The sequence below is a fragment of the Pseudomonas sp. IT-P253 genome (genome assembly GCF_949768125.1).
In the GTDB taxonomy this organism is placed as follows: Bacteria; Pseudomonadota; Gammaproteobacteria; order Pseudomonadales; family Pseudomonadaceae; genus Aquipseudomonas.
Genome location: NZ_CATKPT010000011.1, coordinates 92,836 through 109,031, shown reverse-complemented (window position 1 = coordinate 109,031; position 16,196 = coordinate 92,836). Strand labels below are relative to the sequence as shown.

The following is a 16,196-nucleotide window of genomic DNA, read 5'->3' as shown; positions in this document are numbered from 1 at the left end:
GCAGACGCTTAGAACACTACACCCTGGCTACGCAGGTAATCATCATAAGTGCCGCTGAAGTCGATCACGCCGCTAGGGCTGAGTTCGATGATGCGGGTGGCCAGCGACGATACGAACTCACGGTCGTGGCTGACGAAGATCAGCGTGCCCGGGTAGTTTTCCAGCGCCAGGTTCAGCGCCTCGATGGATTCCATGTCCAAGTGGTTGGTCGGTTCGTCCATGATCAGCACGTTCGGCTTTTGCAGGATCAGCTTGCCGAACAGCATGCGACCTTGCTCACCACCGGAGATGACCTTGACCGACTTAAGAATCTCGTCGTTGGAGAACAGCATCCGGCCAAGGGTGCCGCGAACCAGTTGCTCGCCGCCCTGGGTCCATTGACCCATCCAGTCGAACAGGTTGCAGTCGTCTTCGAAATCGTGCGCGTGGTCCTGGGCGTAGTAGCCCAGCTCCGCGGCGTCGGTCCACTTCACGGTGCCGGCATCCGGGGTCAGTTCGTTGACCAGGGTACGCAGCAGGGTGGTTTTACCGATACCGTTCGGGCCGATGATCGCAACGCGCTCGCCAGCTTCAACAACGAAGCTGAAATCCTTGAACAGCGGCTTGCCATCGAAGCCTTTGGCCATGCGCTCGACGATGACCGCTTGACGGTGCAGCTTCTTGGTTTGTTCGAAACGGATGAACGGGCTCACACGGCTCGAAGGCTTGACCTCGGCCAACTGGATCTTGTCGATCGCCTTGGCGCGGGAAGTGGCCTGCTTGGCTTTCGAGGCGTTGGCCGAGAAGCGGCTGACGAACGATTGCAGTTCCGAAATCTGCGCTTTCTTCTTGGCGTTGTCCGACAGCAACTGCTCGCGGGACTGGGTCGCCACGGTCATGTATTCGTCGTAGTTGCCCGGGAACAGACGCAGCTCGCCGTAATCCAGGTCAGCCATGTGGGTGCACACGCTGTTCAGGAAGTGACGGTCGTGGGAGATGATGATCATCAGGCTGGAGCGCTGGGTCAGAATGTTTTCCAGCCAGCGGATGGTGTTGATGTCCAAGTGGTTGGTCGGTTCGTCGAGCAGCAACACTTCAGGGTCGGAGAACAGCGCCTGAGCCAGCAACACGCGGAGTTTCCAGCCCGGAGACACTTCGCTCATCGGGCCGAAGTGCTGCTCGATGCCGATACCCAGGCCCAGCAACAGCTCGCCGGCACGGGATTCGGCGGTGTAGCCGTCCATTTCGGCGAACTCGGTTTCCAGTTCCGCAACGGCCATGCCGTCTTCTTCGGTCATTTCCGGCAGCGAGTAGATGCGGTCGCGCTCGGCCTTGACCTTCCACAGTTCTTCGTGGCCCATGATCACGGTATCGATCACGGTGAATTCTTCGTAGGCGAACTGGTCCTGGCGCAATTTACCCAGACGCACGTTCGGTTCCAGCATGACCTGGCCGCCGGACGGCTCAAGGTCGCCACCGAGGATTTTCATGAAGGTCGACTTGCCGCAACCGTTGGCGCCGATCAGGCCGTAGCGGTTGCCCGCGCCGAATTTGACCGAAACGTTTTCGAATAGCGGCTTGGCGCCGAACTGCATCGTGATGTTAGCTGTAGAGATCAAAGGTTTTTCCTGCGAAGCATTCAGAGTAGCTAGGGTTGCGGCAGTACCGATTCAGTACCCGTTTCCGGTATTCGAACCACAGGAAATGCATCCCGGTCAGAAGCGGAAGGTCCATCTGGCAATAAGTGGACAGCAGCATGTGGAGCGCTTGGCCCGAGTCGAAGTGCGCTGAGACGGGGTTCATTCCCGTCATCAACCAAGGGGGGCGCGTAATGTTTGGCGGCGATTGTACTGGTCTGGCTCTTTAAACGATAGGGCATTGAGGCCACACGGACGTTTTGGCGGTATCAGCGGACAGATTTTCGCATCTGCAGGTTAACTATTGGTTACAAACTTTGGCTAAAATACGATCTATACGCCGCAGGCTAATCGTTGACGCAGACTCGACGACGCGCTTGCGGGACCGCTGTTTCGTATTTAGACGCTGCATAAAAACCCTGGGCCCAATGGCCGGCAGGGAACGCAGTTTGTTCACTTCTGACGTGTGACGACTTTTGTGAAACTCATCATCGCCGTTATTTACGTTGTATCCATTGCGTACGTCCACCTGCGGGGGCGGGTGCGCCATAAGCTGGGCCGCCAACTGAGTGATCACTCCACGTTTCTGGCGCCGGTCAATTGCTTCCTTTATATGTGCTCGAAAATCCCCAGCAAGCCTTATCTCGATCCTGTTGATTTTCCGGACCTGAGTCCGTTACAGGATCATTGGGAAGAGATTCGTGCCGAAGGTCAGAACCTGATCAAGGCCGGAGAGATCAAGCGCTCGAATCAATACGATGATGTCGGCTTTAACTCGTTCTTCAAGACCGGATGGAAGCGCTTCTATCTGAAGTGGTATGGCGACAGCCATCCGTCGGCGATGAAACTTTGCCCTCGGACCACGGAACTGGTGCAAAGCATCGGTTCGATCAAGGCCGCGATGTTTGCCGAGTTGCCACCCGGTTCCAGACTGGTGCGGCACCGCGATCCTTATGCCGGCTCCTACCGTTATCACCTGGGTCTCGAAACGCCCAACGACGCCGGTTGCTACATCAACGTCGATGGCGAGCGCTATCACTGGCGCGACGGCGAAGCGGTGATGTTCGATGAGACGTTCATTCACTACGCCGAAAATACCACTGAGCAGAACCGCATCATTTTGTTTTGCGACATCGAGCGGCCGATGAAGTATCGCTGGGCGGCTGCATTCAATGACTGGTTCAGCCGTCATGTGATGTCGGCCGCGGGCGCGCCCAACGATGTGGGGGACAAGACCGGCGGCATCAACCGCCTGTTCGCCAAAATCTACAAGATCCGCCTGCGTGGCAAGGCGCTCAAGAAGCGCAATCGTAAGCTCTACTACCTCGAGAAGTGGGCGATTTTTGGCGGGTTGCTGGCGGTTTTTGTGCTGATCTGACTTCTGTGCGGTGGCTCATGACGCCTTCGCGAGCAGGCTCGCTCCCACAGTTGATCTGTGTCCAATGTGGGAGCGAGCTTGCTCGCGATGGGGTCGTACCATTCACCACAACCCTCGAATCAACCACGAGAAGTCTTCGTGGCTTTTTTGTGTGCGGCCGGCTTGGATTTACCGGCGCTTTTGCCTCCGAGGCTACGTTTAAGCAATTCGGTCAAATCAATAACATCGGCCGTCTTGCGTTCTTCCTCTCCAGTCGGCGTTTCAACATCCTCAATCTTGCCTTCATTGGCCTTCTTCTCGACCAGCGCCATAATCTTGTCTTCGAAGCTGTCGTGGTAATCCTCAGGTTTCCAGTCTGCGCTCATGTCTTCCACCAGGCGTTTGGCCATATCCAGTTCGCCCTTGGCCAATTCCGGCTTGGTTACCTCGCTGCCCAACTCAAGCGTATCAAGGCTGCGTACTTCCCCCGGCCAGCGCAGCATCACCAGCACCATGGCCGATTCCAGCGGCATCAGCGCGGCCAAGTGCTGACGGGTATGCAGCACGACTTGGGCGAGCGCCACTTTTTTGGTTTTGCTTAACGTTTCACGCAACAACGCATACACCTTGCCACCGCGTTTATCCGGCGCGAGGTAGTAGGGCGTATCGATGTTTTGCAAGGGGATTTGCTCGCTGTCGACGAAGGCGAAAATGTCGATGGTCTGCGTGGACAGCGGGTGCGCCGACTTGATTTCCTCTTCGCTGAGCACGACGTAGCGGCCCTTTTCGTATTGGACCCCTTTGACGATGTGCTCCTTGGTGACTTCCTTGCCAGTGACCTTGTTGACGCGCTTGTAGCCCACCGGGTCCATGCTGCGGCTGTCGAGCCAGTCGAAATCCACCCCGTGTGAGGAAGTCGCCGAGACCAGCGCCACAGGGATGTGCACCAGTCCGAAACTGATTGCGCCTTTCCAGATTGCCCTGACCATCGTTGTCTTCTCCTATGTGATGATCAGGTGACCTGTGGCCTGGCGCAAAAGTTTCAGCGGCGTGTGGCCCCGTCCTGCGGGTAGATCAACCTCGTGTTACATCTTGCCGTGGAGGTTTTGGTTAACAAAACCGAACCCCGGGCGTAGCGTGATATCGAAGACCCTATCCATGCATACGTCGAGAGGCTTCCCCATGAATCGTTTCGTGCTAGGCGTCACGGCGTTGGCATTGACCGGCGCGCTGAGCCATCTGCCTCCGGCTGACGCCGCACTTGGCAGTTCGCCATTGCGGGTTGCCCAGAACCTGCCGGGTAGCACTAACAACAATCCGTACAACAGCCCGATTCACCGGGCCAACCCCAACAGCATGCAGGGGACGCAACCCGGTGCGCCGGTTGTCCGAGGGCCGAACACGGTGCCGGTGCCTCGCCCACCCACCCTGGACAACGGCGGCATTGGCAACCGCTATCCCCAGGATCGGTCGGCTCCTGTCAGCCCACCGAAATTCATACCCAATCCGCCCCCTCGAGACGCAGACGACAACAACCGTTGAGTGTCAAAACGATGTGCGACAGGGATTGTTTAAATCACGTTCGGGCATACAGAATCACCGCCGCGGCGCCTTGCACAAGTTGCGTGAAGGCCAGGAAGATCAGTTTGCCAACTCGCTCGACAGTTTCAGATCGCAAGATCTGGCGCCTGCCACGCTCCCGGCGTTTGGCCCGCTATGACCTCGCGATTCTGCACGACCCGCAGGAAGCGTTGCCGCCATCCAATGCCAAGGCGCTGGACAACTTCGTACGCGTTGGCAAGACGCTGGGCATCGATGTGGAACTGATCGAGCGCAAGGATTACGCGCGCATCGCCGAATACGACGGGCTGCTGATCCGAGAGACGACAAGCGACGACAATCACACCTACCGTTTCGCCAAGAAAGCCGAGAGCGAAGGGCTAATGCCAGTCAGTTAAGCCGTAACGCGATCTGTAGCAGCTGGCGAAGCCTGCGTAGCAGTCGTAAAACACACCGCGCCGCTTGATTTTACGACTGCTGCGCAGCCGAACGCAGGCTTCGCCAGCTGCTACCAAGAGCGTGTTTCGTCTGAGATTTTCTTAACTGACTGGCATTAAGAGCGAAGGGCTGGTTGTTTTTCCCAGGGTGTGATCAAGGTCGAGAGCCAACAAGCATTGCTCAAGGCTACCGCCGAACTGTTCGAGCACTCGGTGCTGTTGCTGGCTCAGGAGTTTTTCTACACGGAATACGACTGGCGCATCGGGGTACTCAATCGTAAACCGATTTTCGTCTGCCAGTACTTCATGTCCAAGGGCCATTGGCAAATCTACAACCACAAGGCCAAGGGGCAGGACATCAACGGCGAATGCCGCACCCTGGCGGTACACGAAGCACCACGTGCGGTGGTGGAGCTGGCGGTGAAGACCGCGAACCTGATCGGCGATGGCCTCTACGGTGTCGACCTCAAGCAGTCCGGCGACAAAGTGGTGGTGATTGAGGTCAACGACAACCCGAACATGGACGCTGGCATCGAAGACGCTTATTTGCAGGACGATTTGTATTCACTGGTGCTGGAAGAATTTGTCCGTCGCCTGGAACTCAAGCGCCGCGGCCAGGCCTGATGAACGGCGGAGTTCAGCGTGATGACGCCGGACGCCGGGCTCAGGCGTTTGGTGAAGGGATGTCGGCGGCTGTGAAATCGCCTTCGCGAGCAGGCTCACTCCCACAATGATCTTTGCCGTTCATCAATGTTGTGTCCATGTTGGAGATTCAATGTGGGAGCGAGCTTGCTCGCGATGGCAATCTCGGCTGCACAATAAATTCCAAGTCCGGCCATTGACTTGCCATTAGCACCCGGCTAGTTTTCAGCCATGACTTCCACCGTATTGCGCTGCCAGCCAAGCATTATTACCGCCATTCCTTATTTGGCGGGCTAGCTCACGACTGCAGCACCCAACCCGCCCTAGAGGCGGGTTTTTACTTTCTGTCTCTGGGGTTTTCCGTGTGAAACCGGACTTCCAGGAGACGACCATGAGCAGCACGCCCGACCAGCAAGCCTTGCTTGAGCACTACGTAAAAAAGATCCTCGCCGCGCCGGTCTATGAGCTGGCGGTGCGGACACCGTTGCAACCGGCGCCCGCACTGTCCCAAAGCCTGGGTAACCAGATCCTGCTTAAGCGCGAAGATTTACAACCGACCTTTTCCTTCAAGATTCGCGGTGCCTACAACAAACTGGTGCAGATGAGCGATGAGCAAAAGGCGCGCGGCGTGATCACCGCTTCCGCCGGGAATCACGCTCAAGGCGTTGCCCTGTCGGCACGGGAGCTGGGGATTGCCGCCACCATCGTCATGCCCTGTACGACACCGGAGCTGAAGGTGTTGGGCGTTCGCAGTCGCGGTGCCGATGCCGTGCTGCACGGCGAGAGTTTTCCGTTTGCGCTGGAGCATGCCTTGCACCTGGCACGGCAAACCGGGCGCACCTTCGTCTCGCCATTCGACGATCCGGACGTGATCGCGGGGCAGGGCACGGTGGCGATGGAAATCCTCCGCCAGCACCAAGGGCCGCTGGACGCGATCTTCGTTCCGGTGGGTGGCGGTGGTTTGATCGCCGGTATCGCCGCGTACGTCAAATACCTGCGCCCCGAAGTCCGGATCATTGGCGTCGAGTCGGAGCACTCCGCGTGTCTGGCCGCCGCCTTACAGGCGGGTGAGCGAGTTGTCCTGCCCAGCGTAGGAACCTTCGCCGATGGCGTGGCCGTTGCACAGATCGGCGCCTATGGTTTCGAGGTCTGTCGGTTTTGCGTTGATGAAGTGCTGACGGTCAGCAACGACGAACTCTGCGCCGCGATCAAGAACATCTACGACGACACCCGTTCGATCACCGAACCCTCCGGTGCGCTGGCCGTGGCTGGGATCAAGAAGTACGTGGCGCAAACCGGAGCCAGTGGCCAGACCCTGGTGGCCATCGACTCGGGCGCCAACATCAACTTCGACAGTTTGCGGCATGTGGCCGAGCGCGCCGCGTTAAGCGGCGCCCCTGTGTGAGGGGATGGCTCGGTTATTCCTGGACGGCGTTTTCGACGTTGCTCGACGCCGACCAGATCCGATACCGCACTTCCACGTCCTTGGGCACGTAGAGCACGATCGGCAGTTTGCTGTTGTAACGCAGCATGAATCCATCACCGACGACCGGCACAAAGTCCTTTTTGCTCTTGCCATCGGGGCAGGCCATCAGCGTACTCATCGGGCCGATCACCTTTTCCAGTCGGTAGAAGGGGTAGCCCCAACCCTCAAGGTTCTTCTCTTCAAGAATCCCGCCGAGGCGTTGACGATTGCAGTCAACGTTCAGCGTCTTGCCAGCGAGGATCTCGACCTGGTAGCTGTCTTCCTGGGTTTGCGGGGTGAGGTGAATGACCTGGCGGGTAAAACCGCTTTCGGGTTTGGGGTACGGCGCGACTGTTTCGAGTTTCGCTGCCTGAGCGAAGGTCGACAGCCCGGCAACAATCAGCCCTACGGTCGTGTTAAAGGTCATAGAACCCATGATGCCTCCTTGCTTGTGTGGGGTGTCAGCGGACACTGAAAAGTATGGCAGCATTCTTGCTGCCGTCCGCCGCTAATGCAAATTGCCGCGCAATCCTTGGTCTTTCTTGCAAATTGCATGAAGCCATTCGCCGGAAGTTTCGCTAAACCGTTGATTTACCGATGAGCTGCACGGCGAAATTCGAGGTATGTTTTATGCTGTATCTGGACTTTAACTGACCGACGTTTTCAGAGTCAGTGTTGAGCTTTGATTGGCAGTCTCACAATAAGGAGAAAGGTCGCCATGTTTCTATCTGCCTTGGAACTTCGCAATATCATCGAAAGCAGTTTTCTGCCAAAACGCTGTTTATGCACACTGACTCCAGACCTGTCGATGACTGTAAAAGTGTTTGCAAACGGTGAAACCGATCACCTTGATCTGATGGTGAGCGGCATCAATGCTCAGCGGCTTAACAGCTGTCGTGAAATTCACGAACTGATCGCCGAGCTGCGTTCTGACATGCGAAATCAAGCGAGCGTCCAGCTTTTGCACCTGAACAGGGCTGCGCCTTAGTTCACGGTTTCGAGTTCTACCGACACGCGCTTGGTCTGGAGAAAAGCCAGGCCCAGCGCCAGTTCGACCACCACCGACACCAGTATGCCCGGTCCGGCATGGCCATTGAGCCATTCGCCGAAGCCCAGTACTGCCAGTCCCCAGGAGCCGGCAATGAAACCATTACTCAGCGCGTTGCGGGTGACAGAGGGCGCCTCGTTTCGAACCCCATATAAGATCATGCCTAACGCTGCGAACAGGATGGCGCTACGCCGGGCGACCAGACCGGTCGCTGTCGAGTACTCAATGCTCCCGATCGCCAGCAACCAGTCGGGCACCAAACCCCAGACCAGGGCCAGCAGCACACACAAGGCGGCGGTAAACGTTGACAACGTACGAAACGATAACTGCATGGCTTATCCTTGCGGCAGTGAGGGAAGGCGCTAGAGCATAGCGCCAGATCCCTCTGAGGAATACCGTCAAGGAGTGTTTCAGTCAGTTTTGAAGACTGCAGGCATCGGAAAGTTTTCGGTAGTAGAGTTCTGCAGGCTTGCCTGTGTTATCGATGTACTTCATGTCAGCCGTCACCACTTTGCAATCCAGGGTCGAGGGCTCGGTCAGTGAGACAACCTTGGCCACATGCAATGGCATACCGTAGTGATAGAGCGCGGGTTGAGGGGATGTGGTGTCGTTGGCCTGGGCAAGCCCGGTAAAACCGGTGCAGGCGAAGGCGGCGGTAACCAGTAATGTGCGTGTGTTCATGAGCGATCTCCGGTGCGGACGGAAAGTCAGCCCGACGTCGTCGACGTCGAACCTGCCGCACTGGGCGTCAGAGGTGCCTGAGGGCGTGCGGTCCAGTAAAGTCTTGGACCGCAACGTTAAGTAATGGTTAACCCGGCTGAACGCCGCCTGTCGCCAGGCCAGCAGCGTCGGCCATCGGTGTTACTGGACAGTTTTGCCATCCAGCTGGTGGCGATACGGCAAATCCGGCCCGGTCTTGCTGCACGTCAATGCCGCCGCCTGGACCGCGAACTTCAGCATCCCGTCGATCTGCTCGCGGCCGAGCGATTGCACACCCTCTACCGAGTCGAGCTGTTGCTCGGTCAACCAGGCAATCAACGCCGCCTGGAAGGTATCGCCTGCGCCCACCGTGTCGGCAATCTTCACCGAGCAAGCCGGCACCGACCACGAACCGTGGCCCTTGCTGAACACCGTCGCCCCCGCGCCGCCACGGGTCAAAAATACCAGCTGGCAGCGATGCTGCAGCCACCCTTCGATGACCTGCTGCGGCGCCTGCTCGGGATACAACAGGCTCAAATCCTCATCGCTGACTTTGATCAGATCGGCCAGCTCAATCAAGGTCGCAACCCGCGAACGCCACAGTTCGATATTCGGTTCAGGATTGAGGCGTACGTTAGGGTCAAGACTGATCAAACGCTGGCCGCTTTCCCGGCGCACCAGCGCCAGCAAGGTGTCGGCGATCGGCTGCACCACCAGCGAAAACGAGCCGATATGCAAGCCGCGCACCTCGGGCCCCAGCTGAGGCAGGTGCTCCGGTTTCAACTGTCGATCCGCGCAACCCTCACCCCGGAAGCTGTAGTGGGGCGAGCCATTGGCGCCGACCGCGACCATCGCCAGGGTCGTGGGCGCGGCGAAATCTACCAGGTAGCCAGCACGCACACCTTCGTCCTGCAGCACTTGCAGCAAACGCCGGCCCAGGTAGTCGGTGGACAACCCGGCAAACAATGCCGAATCCACGCCCAATCGGCGCAATCCCACCGCCACGTTGAACGGCGAGCCGCCGGCAATTGCCTTGAAATTGACTTTTGAAGCCAGGCCGCTGGCATCGTTCTCACTGAAGAAATCAAACAGCGCTTCGCCACACACCAGATACATAGTTGCTCGCTCTTTAAAGGGTTGCGACCCGTTGTTGATAGCGTTCATAGGCCAGCTGACAGGCTGCCACATTTTCTGCGATGGGCAGGGTTTCGCTGGTCAGATCGAGCTTCACGCACCGCTCGCAAAGATCCGCCAGACTGTCTTCGTGCCCGTTTGCCCAAGACGTGCACCATGCCGCCTGAATCGCTGCGCCGAGGGCAGCGGCTTCGCTTTGTTCAGTGCAGATCACGGGGGTGTTCATGATGTCCGCGACGATCTGCCGCCACGCCGGACTTTTCGAGCCGCCGCCGATCAGACAAATGCGCACGCTTTGTAAGCCATTGCGGCGTAGCAGGTCCAGCCCATACCGCAAACCGAAGGTCGTGCCTTCCACCACGGCGCGGCACAGGTTGGCCCGCGTCAGGTTCGTCATCGTCAGCCCCAACAGGCTGCCGGTGGCCTGGGGCAGGGCGGGGACGCGCTCACCGTTGAGAAACGGCACCATGCACACGCCTTCGGCACCGATGGGCGCTTGGGCGACGAGGTCATTGAATGGCTCGATATCCAGCTCGAACAACTCGCGAACCACCCCGGTGGCATTGGTCAGGTTCATGGTACAGATCAACGGCAACCAGCCACCGGTGGAGGAACAGAACGTGGCGACCGAGGCGTCCGGGCTGACCTTCGGTTGGTCGGCATAGGCGTAAACCGTGCCCGAGGAGCCGAGGCTCATGGTGATCGCGCCGGGCTTTATGTTGCCGGTGCCGATGGCGCCCATCATGTTGTCGCCACCGCCGCTGGAGACCAGTGCTTGCGGGTTGATGCCAAGATGCTCCGCGATACCCGGCAGAATCGTGCCGACTGCCTGATGGGCATCGATCAGCTGCGGTAACGCCGCTTGCAGGCGGCCGGTGGGGTCGATGTCGCGTAGCAACTGCAAATCCCACTGGCGAGTACGTACGTTGAAATAACCGGTGCCTGAGGCATCGCCATATTCGCTGCAACTGCGGCCGGTGAGCCAATAGTTAAGGTAATCATGAGGCAACAGAATTCGGGCGATCCGGGAAAAAACATCGGGATGCTGTTCTTTGGTCCAGAGCAGTTTGGACACCGTGTAGCCCGGTGCGATCACCACGCCGAGACGCTCGAGTGAGCCTCTTTCGTCGCCCAGATGCGCGAGCAGCCGGTCATTTTCCGCGGTGGATTCGGTGTCGCACCAGAGCTTCGCTGGACGCAGTACCTTGCCTTGATCGTCGAGCAGGACCAGGCCGTGTTGCTGGCCGGAGACGCCGATGCCGAGGATGTGCTGGCCGTCGACATTGGCGGCAAGCAGGGCGCGACGGGTCGCCTGCGCGAATGCTTCCAGCCACTGATCGGTGTCTTGCTCGCGGCAGCCATTGGCGCCGCTGATGAGCGTATGCGCGGCGGCGCCCAGACCGAGGACCTGACCGCTGTGCGCGTCGAGGACGATGGCTTTGCTGCCTTGGGTGCCGCAGTCGATGCCGAGGAAAAGTTGTTGGGTTGCCATGGAAGATCCTTGGATCGACAGGTCGATATCAGTGAAGCCATTCGCGAGCAGGCTCGCTCCCACAGGAGATCTTCATAGGACACGGAATGATCCCGTGTGGGAGCGAGCCAGCTCGCGAAGACGGCCGCTTCTTTAGCACAGAGCTCAAGCCAGAACCCTCTCCAGCGTCCGCGTCACACCCACCTCGCGCAAGCTGTTGCAACACCACTCAAACGCCGCCACAAACTCGGGCGAATGCGCAATCGCTGTACCAAAAATCTCCTCGACCTCCAGTAACCGCTGTGTGATCAACGCATCATCCGCCACCAGCGCCTGACAAAATGCCGCCCGTGGATCCGCAATGGTATAGGTATCGCCATTCTCATCCATGCCCTTCAAATACAACGCCCAAGCCGCCACCACCAACGCCGCGCGCCGGGTGTCCCGGCCGTCGGCAATCAAGCGGTTAATGGTCGGCACCGTGAACTTCGGAAACTTCGATGAACCGTCCGAACACACCCGTTCCAGTTGATCGGCAATCGCTTGATTGGAGAAACGCTCCACCAGCGTGTTCTTGTAATCGGTCAGGTCGATGCCCGGAACGGATGACAGCTGTGGCGTCACGTCCAGGTCCATGTAGGCGCGCACGTAACGCACAAACAGTGGATCGTTCATCGTCTCGTGAACGTAGCGGTAACCCTTCAAAAAACCCAGATACGTCAGGGCCAGGTGACTGCCGTTGAGTAGTTTGATCTTCATCTCTTCATAAGGCGTGACGTCGTCAGTGAACTGCACGCCGACCTTTTCCCAGGCCGGGCGGCCGTTGACGAACTTGTCTTCCAGCACCCACTGCACAAAGGGTTCGCAGACCACCGGCCAGGCATCGTCGACCGCATGTTTGTCGGCCAGTTGCAGGCGATGTTCGGTGCTGGTCATCGGCGTGATACGGTCGACCATGGCATTGGGGAAGCTGACGTTGTTGGCGATCCAGTCGCACAGTTCCGCATCGCGCAACGCCGCAAACGCCAGCAAGGCTTTGCGGGTGACGGCGCCGTTGTGCGGCAAGTTATCGCAGGACATCAAGGTGAAGGCGGGTGAACCGGCAGCGCGACGTTTGGCCAATGCAGCGCAGAGAAACCCGAACACGGTTTTCGGCGTGTGCGGGTGTGCCAGGTCATGCTGGATCTGCGGCAAGTGCGCCATGAACTCGCCGTTGCTGTCATCGATGCAGTAACCGCCTTCGGTGATGGTCAGCGAAACGATACGGATCTCGGGGCTGGCGAGCTTGTCGATCAGCGCTGTCGCGCCGTCTTCGGCCAGCAGCATGTCGCGAATTGCGCCGATGACCCGGACTTCGGTGTCGTCGGTATCGCCGAGTTCGAACAAGGTGTAGAGGTAATCCTGTTCTTTCAGATCGTCCCGCGCACGGCGATCTTCAGCGCGCAGGCCGACCCCGCAAATGGCCCAATCCAGGCCAACGCCCAAGTTCATCAACGCGTCGGTGTAATACGCCTGATGGGCGCGGTGGAAACCACCGACGCCAATGTGCGCGATGCCTTGGCGAGTGTCGCTCAGGGCATAGGCGGGCAAGATGACTTGCGCCGAGAGGCGGTTGAGGTTCTGTTTATTGAGTTTCATCACATATTCTCGACATCAGGCCGCAGCGCGCAGTGGGCGGGTCAGCGCCACGCCATCGGCATCAAATAAATGGCAGTGTGCGGCGTCCAGGTGCAGGCTCAAGGTTTCGCCATAGCGGCTGGCCAGATCGCCGCGAACGCGCAGGGTCAGCGCTTCGCCAGATGAGGTCAGCACATGGCAGAAGGTGTCGCTGCCCAGGCGTTCGCTGACATCGGCGGTGACTTGCAAGGTGCAGTCGCCGGTGCGTGCCAGCTCCAGGTGTTCGGGACGAATGCCCAGCGTCACCGCACCGCCGACACTCAGGTTGGCGCTACTCAACGGCAGCGTGATGCGGGTGCCGGCATCGAGTTGCACGTCGCAGCTTTGATGTTCGACACGGGTGACTTTGCCCTTGAGGAAACCCATTTTCGGCGTGCCGAGAAAGCCTGCGACAAACAGGTTGGCCGGCTGGTGATACAGGTCCAGTGGCGACCCGACCTGTTCGATTTTGCCGCCATTGAGCACGACGACTTTGTCAGCCATGGTCATGGCTTCAACCTGGTCGTGGGTCACGTAGATCATCGTGGCTTGCAGCTCTTTGTGCAGGCGCAACAGCTCCAGACGCATCTGCACCCGCAGGGCGGCATCGAGGTTGGACAGGGGCTCGTCGAACAGGAAGATTTTCGGGTTACGCACGATCGCCCGGCCGATGGCCACGCGTTGACGCTGGCCGCCAGACAGCTGTTTCGGTTTACGTTCCAGCATCGGCCCCAGTTCAAGGATGCGCGCCGCTTCGCCGACTTTTTTCTCGACTTCAGCTTTCGGTACGCCGGCCAGGTCGAGGGCAAACGACATGTTTTTGCGCACGCTCATGTGCGGGTACAACGCGTAGGTCTGGAACACCATCGCCAGGTCACGCTTGGCCGGGCTGACTTGCGTGATATCACGACCGTCCAGCTCAATGGTGCCGCCGCTGACTTCTTCAAGGCCGGCGATCAGTCGCAGCAAGGTGGATTTACCGCAGCCCGACGGGCCGACAAAGACCACGAATTCCTTGTCGTTCACCTCCAGGTCGATGCCTTTGATGATGGAAAAGCCTTCGAAGTGTTTTTGCAGATTCTTGATTTTCAGGTTGGCCATGGTGATGGGCCTCCGTTTGTTTTATTCAATTGAACCGGGCGAGTTTTTTTGTAGGAGCCAGGCTTGCCGGCGAAGGCGATTTAACGGACGCCTTCGCCGGCAAGCCTGGCTCCTACAGGGATCGGGTGTGCCTTATTTCACGGCGCCGAACGACAGGCCGCGGACCAATTGTTTCTGGCTGATCCAGCCGAAGATCAGGATCGGTGCGCAGGCCAGTGTCGACACGGCCGACAACTTGGCCCAGAACAGTCCTTCAGGGCTGGAGTACGAAGCGATCAGCGCGGTCAGTGGCGCGGCTTTCGACGAGGTCAGGTTCAGTGACCAGAACGCCTCGTTCCAGCACAGGATCAGCGACAGCAGAACCGTGGAAGCCAGGCCACCCTTGGCGATCGGCAACAGCACCCGGACCATTTCCTGCCACAACGTTGCGCCGTCGAGGCGCGCGGCTTCGAGGATGTCTTTGGGGATGTCCTTGAAGTAGGTGTAAATCATCCAGACCACGATCGGCAGGTTGATCAGCGTGTAGATCACGATCAGGGCGATGCGCGTATCGAGCAGGCCGAAACTCTTGGCCAGCAAATAGATCGGCATCAGCACGCCCACCGACGGCAGCATCTTGGTGGAGAGCATCCACAGCAGTGTGCCCTTGGTGCGTTGGGTTTCGTAGAACGCCATCGAGTAGGCCGCCGGCACGGCGATCAGCAGGCACAGCGCGGTGGCGCTAAAGGAAATCACTACCGAGTTCCAGGCGAAGCTGAAGTAATCGCTGCGCTCGTTGATGTGCAGGTAGTTCTCAAGCGTCGGCGTGAAGATGAACTGCGGCGGCGTGGCGAACGCGTCGATTTCGGTTTTGAAACTGGTCAGCACCATCCAGAAGATCGGGAAGAAGATCAGGATCGCGATGGCCCAGGCCAGGGTGCCCAGCAGCAGGCTTTGCAGACGACGGGATTGTTGGAGGGTCATGGCGCAGGCCTCAGGCTTTGTCTGTCAGGTTTTTGCCGATCATCCGCACCAGCACGATGGCGGCGATGTTGGCGATGACCACGGCGATCAAACCACCGGCGGACGCCATGCCGACGTCGAACTGCACCAGTGCCTGGTTGTAGATCAGGTAGGCGAGGTTGGTCGAGGCGTAGCCGGGACCGCCGTTGGTGGTGGTGAAGATCTCGGCGAACACCGACAGCAGGAAGATGGTTTCGATCATCACCACCACCGCAATCGGCCGCGCCAGGTGCGGCAGGGTCAGGTGCCAGAAAATCGCGATGGGCCCTGCACCGTCGAGGCGCGCGGCTTCTTTCTGTTCCTGGTCGAGGGACTGCATGGCAGTCATCAGGATCAGGATCGCGAAGGGCAGCCATTGCCAGGACACAATGATGATGATCGACAGCAGCGGGTAGTGGGCCAGCCAGTCCACCGGTTGCGCGCCGAACAGCTTCCAGACGTAGGCGAGAATCCCCGAGACCGGGTGGAATATCAGGTTCTTCCAGATCAGCGCGCCGACGGTGGGCATGATGAAAAATGGCGAGATCAACATGACCCGCACGATGCCGCGACCGAAGAACTCACTGGCCTCCAGCAATGCACTGATCAAGACGCCGAACACCACGCTGATCAGCAACACGCTGCCCACCAGCAACAGGGTGTTGGTCGCACCGGGGAGGAAGCCCGAGTCGCTGAGGAAGTAGGCGAAGTTCTCCAGCCCGACGAACTCGTTTTCACCCGGATTGAGCAGGTTGTAGCGAATCATCGAGAAGTAGAGGGTCATGCCCAGCGGTACGATCATCCACAGCAGCAACAACGCTACCGAAGGGCTGACCAGAAACCAGCCGGGATTGGCCAGCCGGCTTTTGCGCGCGGGTTGGGGTATGTCCATTTGAGCGTTGGCAGTTGAAATATTCATGGCGTTCGGAACCGATTAAGAACAGACAAATGAAGATCAACTGTAGGAGCGAGCGGTGCGGCGATCCGACTTGCCCGCGAAGGCGGTGTATCAGGCAGACCGCTTTCGCG

The 16,196-nt window shown here is 58.7% G+C and carries 14 protein-coding genes and 3 pseudogenes; 6 read left to right on the top strand and 11 right to left on the bottom strand.

What is annotated here, in order from left to right; genetic code table 11:
* Nucleotides 1–8: 8 nt before the first annotated feature.
* Nucleotides 9–1,598 carry an ABC-F family ATPase gene (locus tag ACM6IR_RS06255; protein ID WP_157713016.1) on the bottom strand — a complete coding sequence of 530 codons (1,590 nt, stop codon included), beginning with the start codon at nucleotides 1,596–1,598 and terminating at the stop codon, nucleotides 9–11.
* Between the two features lie 496 nt (nucleotides 1,599–2,094).
* Here ACM6IR_RS06255 and lpxO point away from each other — a divergent pair, with 496 nt between their 5' ends.
* Nucleotides 2,095–2,994: a lipid A hydroxylase LpxO gene (lpxO, locus tag ACM6IR_RS06250; RefSeq protein WP_414906889.1), complete on the top strand. Its 900-nt coding sequence runs from the start codon at nucleotides 2,095–2,097 to the stop codon at nucleotides 2,992–2,994.
* Nucleotides 2,995–3,113: 119 nt separating this feature from the next.
* Here the strand turns inward: lpxO and ACM6IR_RS06245 are convergent, their stop codons facing one another.
* Complete coding sequence (locus ACM6IR_RS06245) at nucleotides 3,114–3,962, bottom strand: Ku protein (RefSeq protein ID WP_414906888.1); 849 nt, start codon at nucleotides 3,960–3,962, stop codon at nucleotides 3,114–3,116.
* Between the two features lie 193 nt (nucleotides 3,963–4,155).
* Between ACM6IR_RS06245 and ACM6IR_RS06240 the strand changes: the two genes are divergently transcribed.
* The 4 genes and pseudogenes from ACM6IR_RS06240 to ilvA all read left to right on the top strand — a co-directional run.
* Nucleotides 4,156–4,515: a hypothetical protein gene (locus ACM6IR_RS06240; protein WP_414906887.1), complete on the top strand. Its 360-nt coding sequence runs from the start codon at nucleotides 4,156–4,158 to the stop codon at nucleotides 4,513–4,515.
* Nucleotides 4,516–4,579: 64 nt separating this feature from the next.
* Nucleotides 4,580–4,920 (top strand): annotated as a pseudogene (locus tag ACM6IR_RS06235) (RimK family alpha-L-glutamate ligase); the annotation flags it as partial.
* A 182-nt stretch (nucleotides 4,921–5,102) separates the two neighbouring features.
* Nucleotides 5,103–5,594: pseudogene (locus tag ACM6IR_RS06230) on the top strand (ATP-grasp domain-containing protein); the annotation flags it as partial.
* Nucleotides 5,595–6,003: 409 nt separating this feature from the next.
* Nucleotides 6,004–6,999, top strand: a pseudogene (gene ilvA / locus ACM6IR_RS06225) (threonine ammonia-lyase, biosynthetic); the annotation flags it as partial.
* A 31-nt stretch (nucleotides 7,000–7,030) separates the two neighbouring features.
* On the opposite strand, the gene eco reads toward ilvA, so the two are convergent.
* Nucleotides 7,031–7,513, bottom strand: coding sequence for a serine protease inhibitor ecotin (gene eco, locus ACM6IR_RS06220; protein ID WP_414906886.1), 483 nt, complete (start codon nucleotides 7,511–7,513; stop codon nucleotides 7,031–7,033).
* A 282-nt stretch (nucleotides 7,514–7,795) separates the two neighbouring features.
* On the opposite strand from eco, the gene ACM6IR_RS06215 reads away from it, so the two are divergent.
* The gene (locus ACM6IR_RS06215) at nucleotides 7,796–8,065 is read left to right on the top strand and encodes a DUF1652 domain-containing protein (RefSeq protein WP_414906885.1); all 270 of its coding nucleotides are present in this window, start codon (nucleotides 7,796–7,798) and stop codon (nucleotides 8,063–8,065) included.
* Here ACM6IR_RS06215 and ACM6IR_RS06210 read toward each other — a convergent pair.
* The 8 genes from ACM6IR_RS06210 to ACM6IR_RS06175 all read right to left on the bottom strand — a co-directional run bounded on the left by ACM6IR_RS06210 (nucleotide 8,062) and on the right by ACM6IR_RS06175 (nucleotide 16,086).
* Entirely contained in the window at nucleotides 8,062–8,457 is a 396-nt protein-coding gene (locus ACM6IR_RS06210) for a hypothetical protein (protein WP_414906884.1), read from the bottom strand. The two genes, ACM6IR_RS06215 and ACM6IR_RS06210, sit on opposite strands and share 4 nt — an antisense overlap.
* A gap of 82 nt (nucleotides 8,458–8,539) precedes the next feature.
* Complete coding sequence (locus ACM6IR_RS06205) at nucleotides 8,540–8,806, bottom strand: DUF2790 domain-containing protein (RefSeq protein WP_414906883.1); 267 nt, start codon at nucleotides 8,804–8,806, stop codon at nucleotides 8,540–8,542.
* 180 nt (nucleotides 8,807–8,986) lie between these two features.
* Nucleotides 8,987–9,940 (bottom strand): carbohydrate kinase family protein, encoded by a 954-nt coding sequence (locus ACM6IR_RS06200; RefSeq protein ID WP_414906882.1) that lies wholly within the window; start codon nucleotides 9,938–9,940, stop codon nucleotides 8,987–8,989.
* 13 nt (nucleotides 9,941–9,953) lie between these two features.
* A complete protein-coding gene (gene xylB, locus ACM6IR_RS06195; protein ID WP_414906881.1) occupies nucleotides 9,954–11,450 on the bottom strand; it encodes a xylulokinase in 1,497 nt (498 codons plus the stop codon).
* A 144-nt stretch (nucleotides 11,451–11,594) separates the two neighbouring features.
* Nucleotides 11,595–13,067 (bottom strand): mannitol dehydrogenase family protein, encoded by a 1,473-nt coding sequence (locus ACM6IR_RS06190; RefSeq protein WP_414906880.1) that lies wholly within the window; start codon nucleotides 13,065–13,067, stop codon nucleotides 11,595–11,597.
* Between the two features lie 15 nt (nucleotides 13,068–13,082).
* Entirely contained in the window at nucleotides 13,083–14,186 is a 1,104-nt protein-coding gene (locus ACM6IR_RS06185) for an ABC transporter ATP-binding protein (RefSeq protein WP_414906879.1), read from the bottom strand.
* A gap of 132 nt (nucleotides 14,187–14,318) precedes the next feature.
* Complete coding sequence (locus ACM6IR_RS06180; protein WP_414906878.1) at nucleotides 14,319–15,149, bottom strand: carbohydrate ABC transporter permease; 831 nt, start codon at nucleotides 15,147–15,149, stop codon at nucleotides 14,319–14,321.
* A 10-nt stretch (nucleotides 15,150–15,159) separates the two neighbouring features.
* Nucleotides 15,160–16,086 (bottom strand): carbohydrate ABC transporter permease, encoded by a 927-nt coding sequence (locus ACM6IR_RS06175; protein WP_414906877.1) that lies wholly within the window; start codon nucleotides 16,084–16,086, stop codon nucleotides 15,160–15,162.
* Nucleotides 16,087–16,196 lie beyond the last annotated feature (110 nt).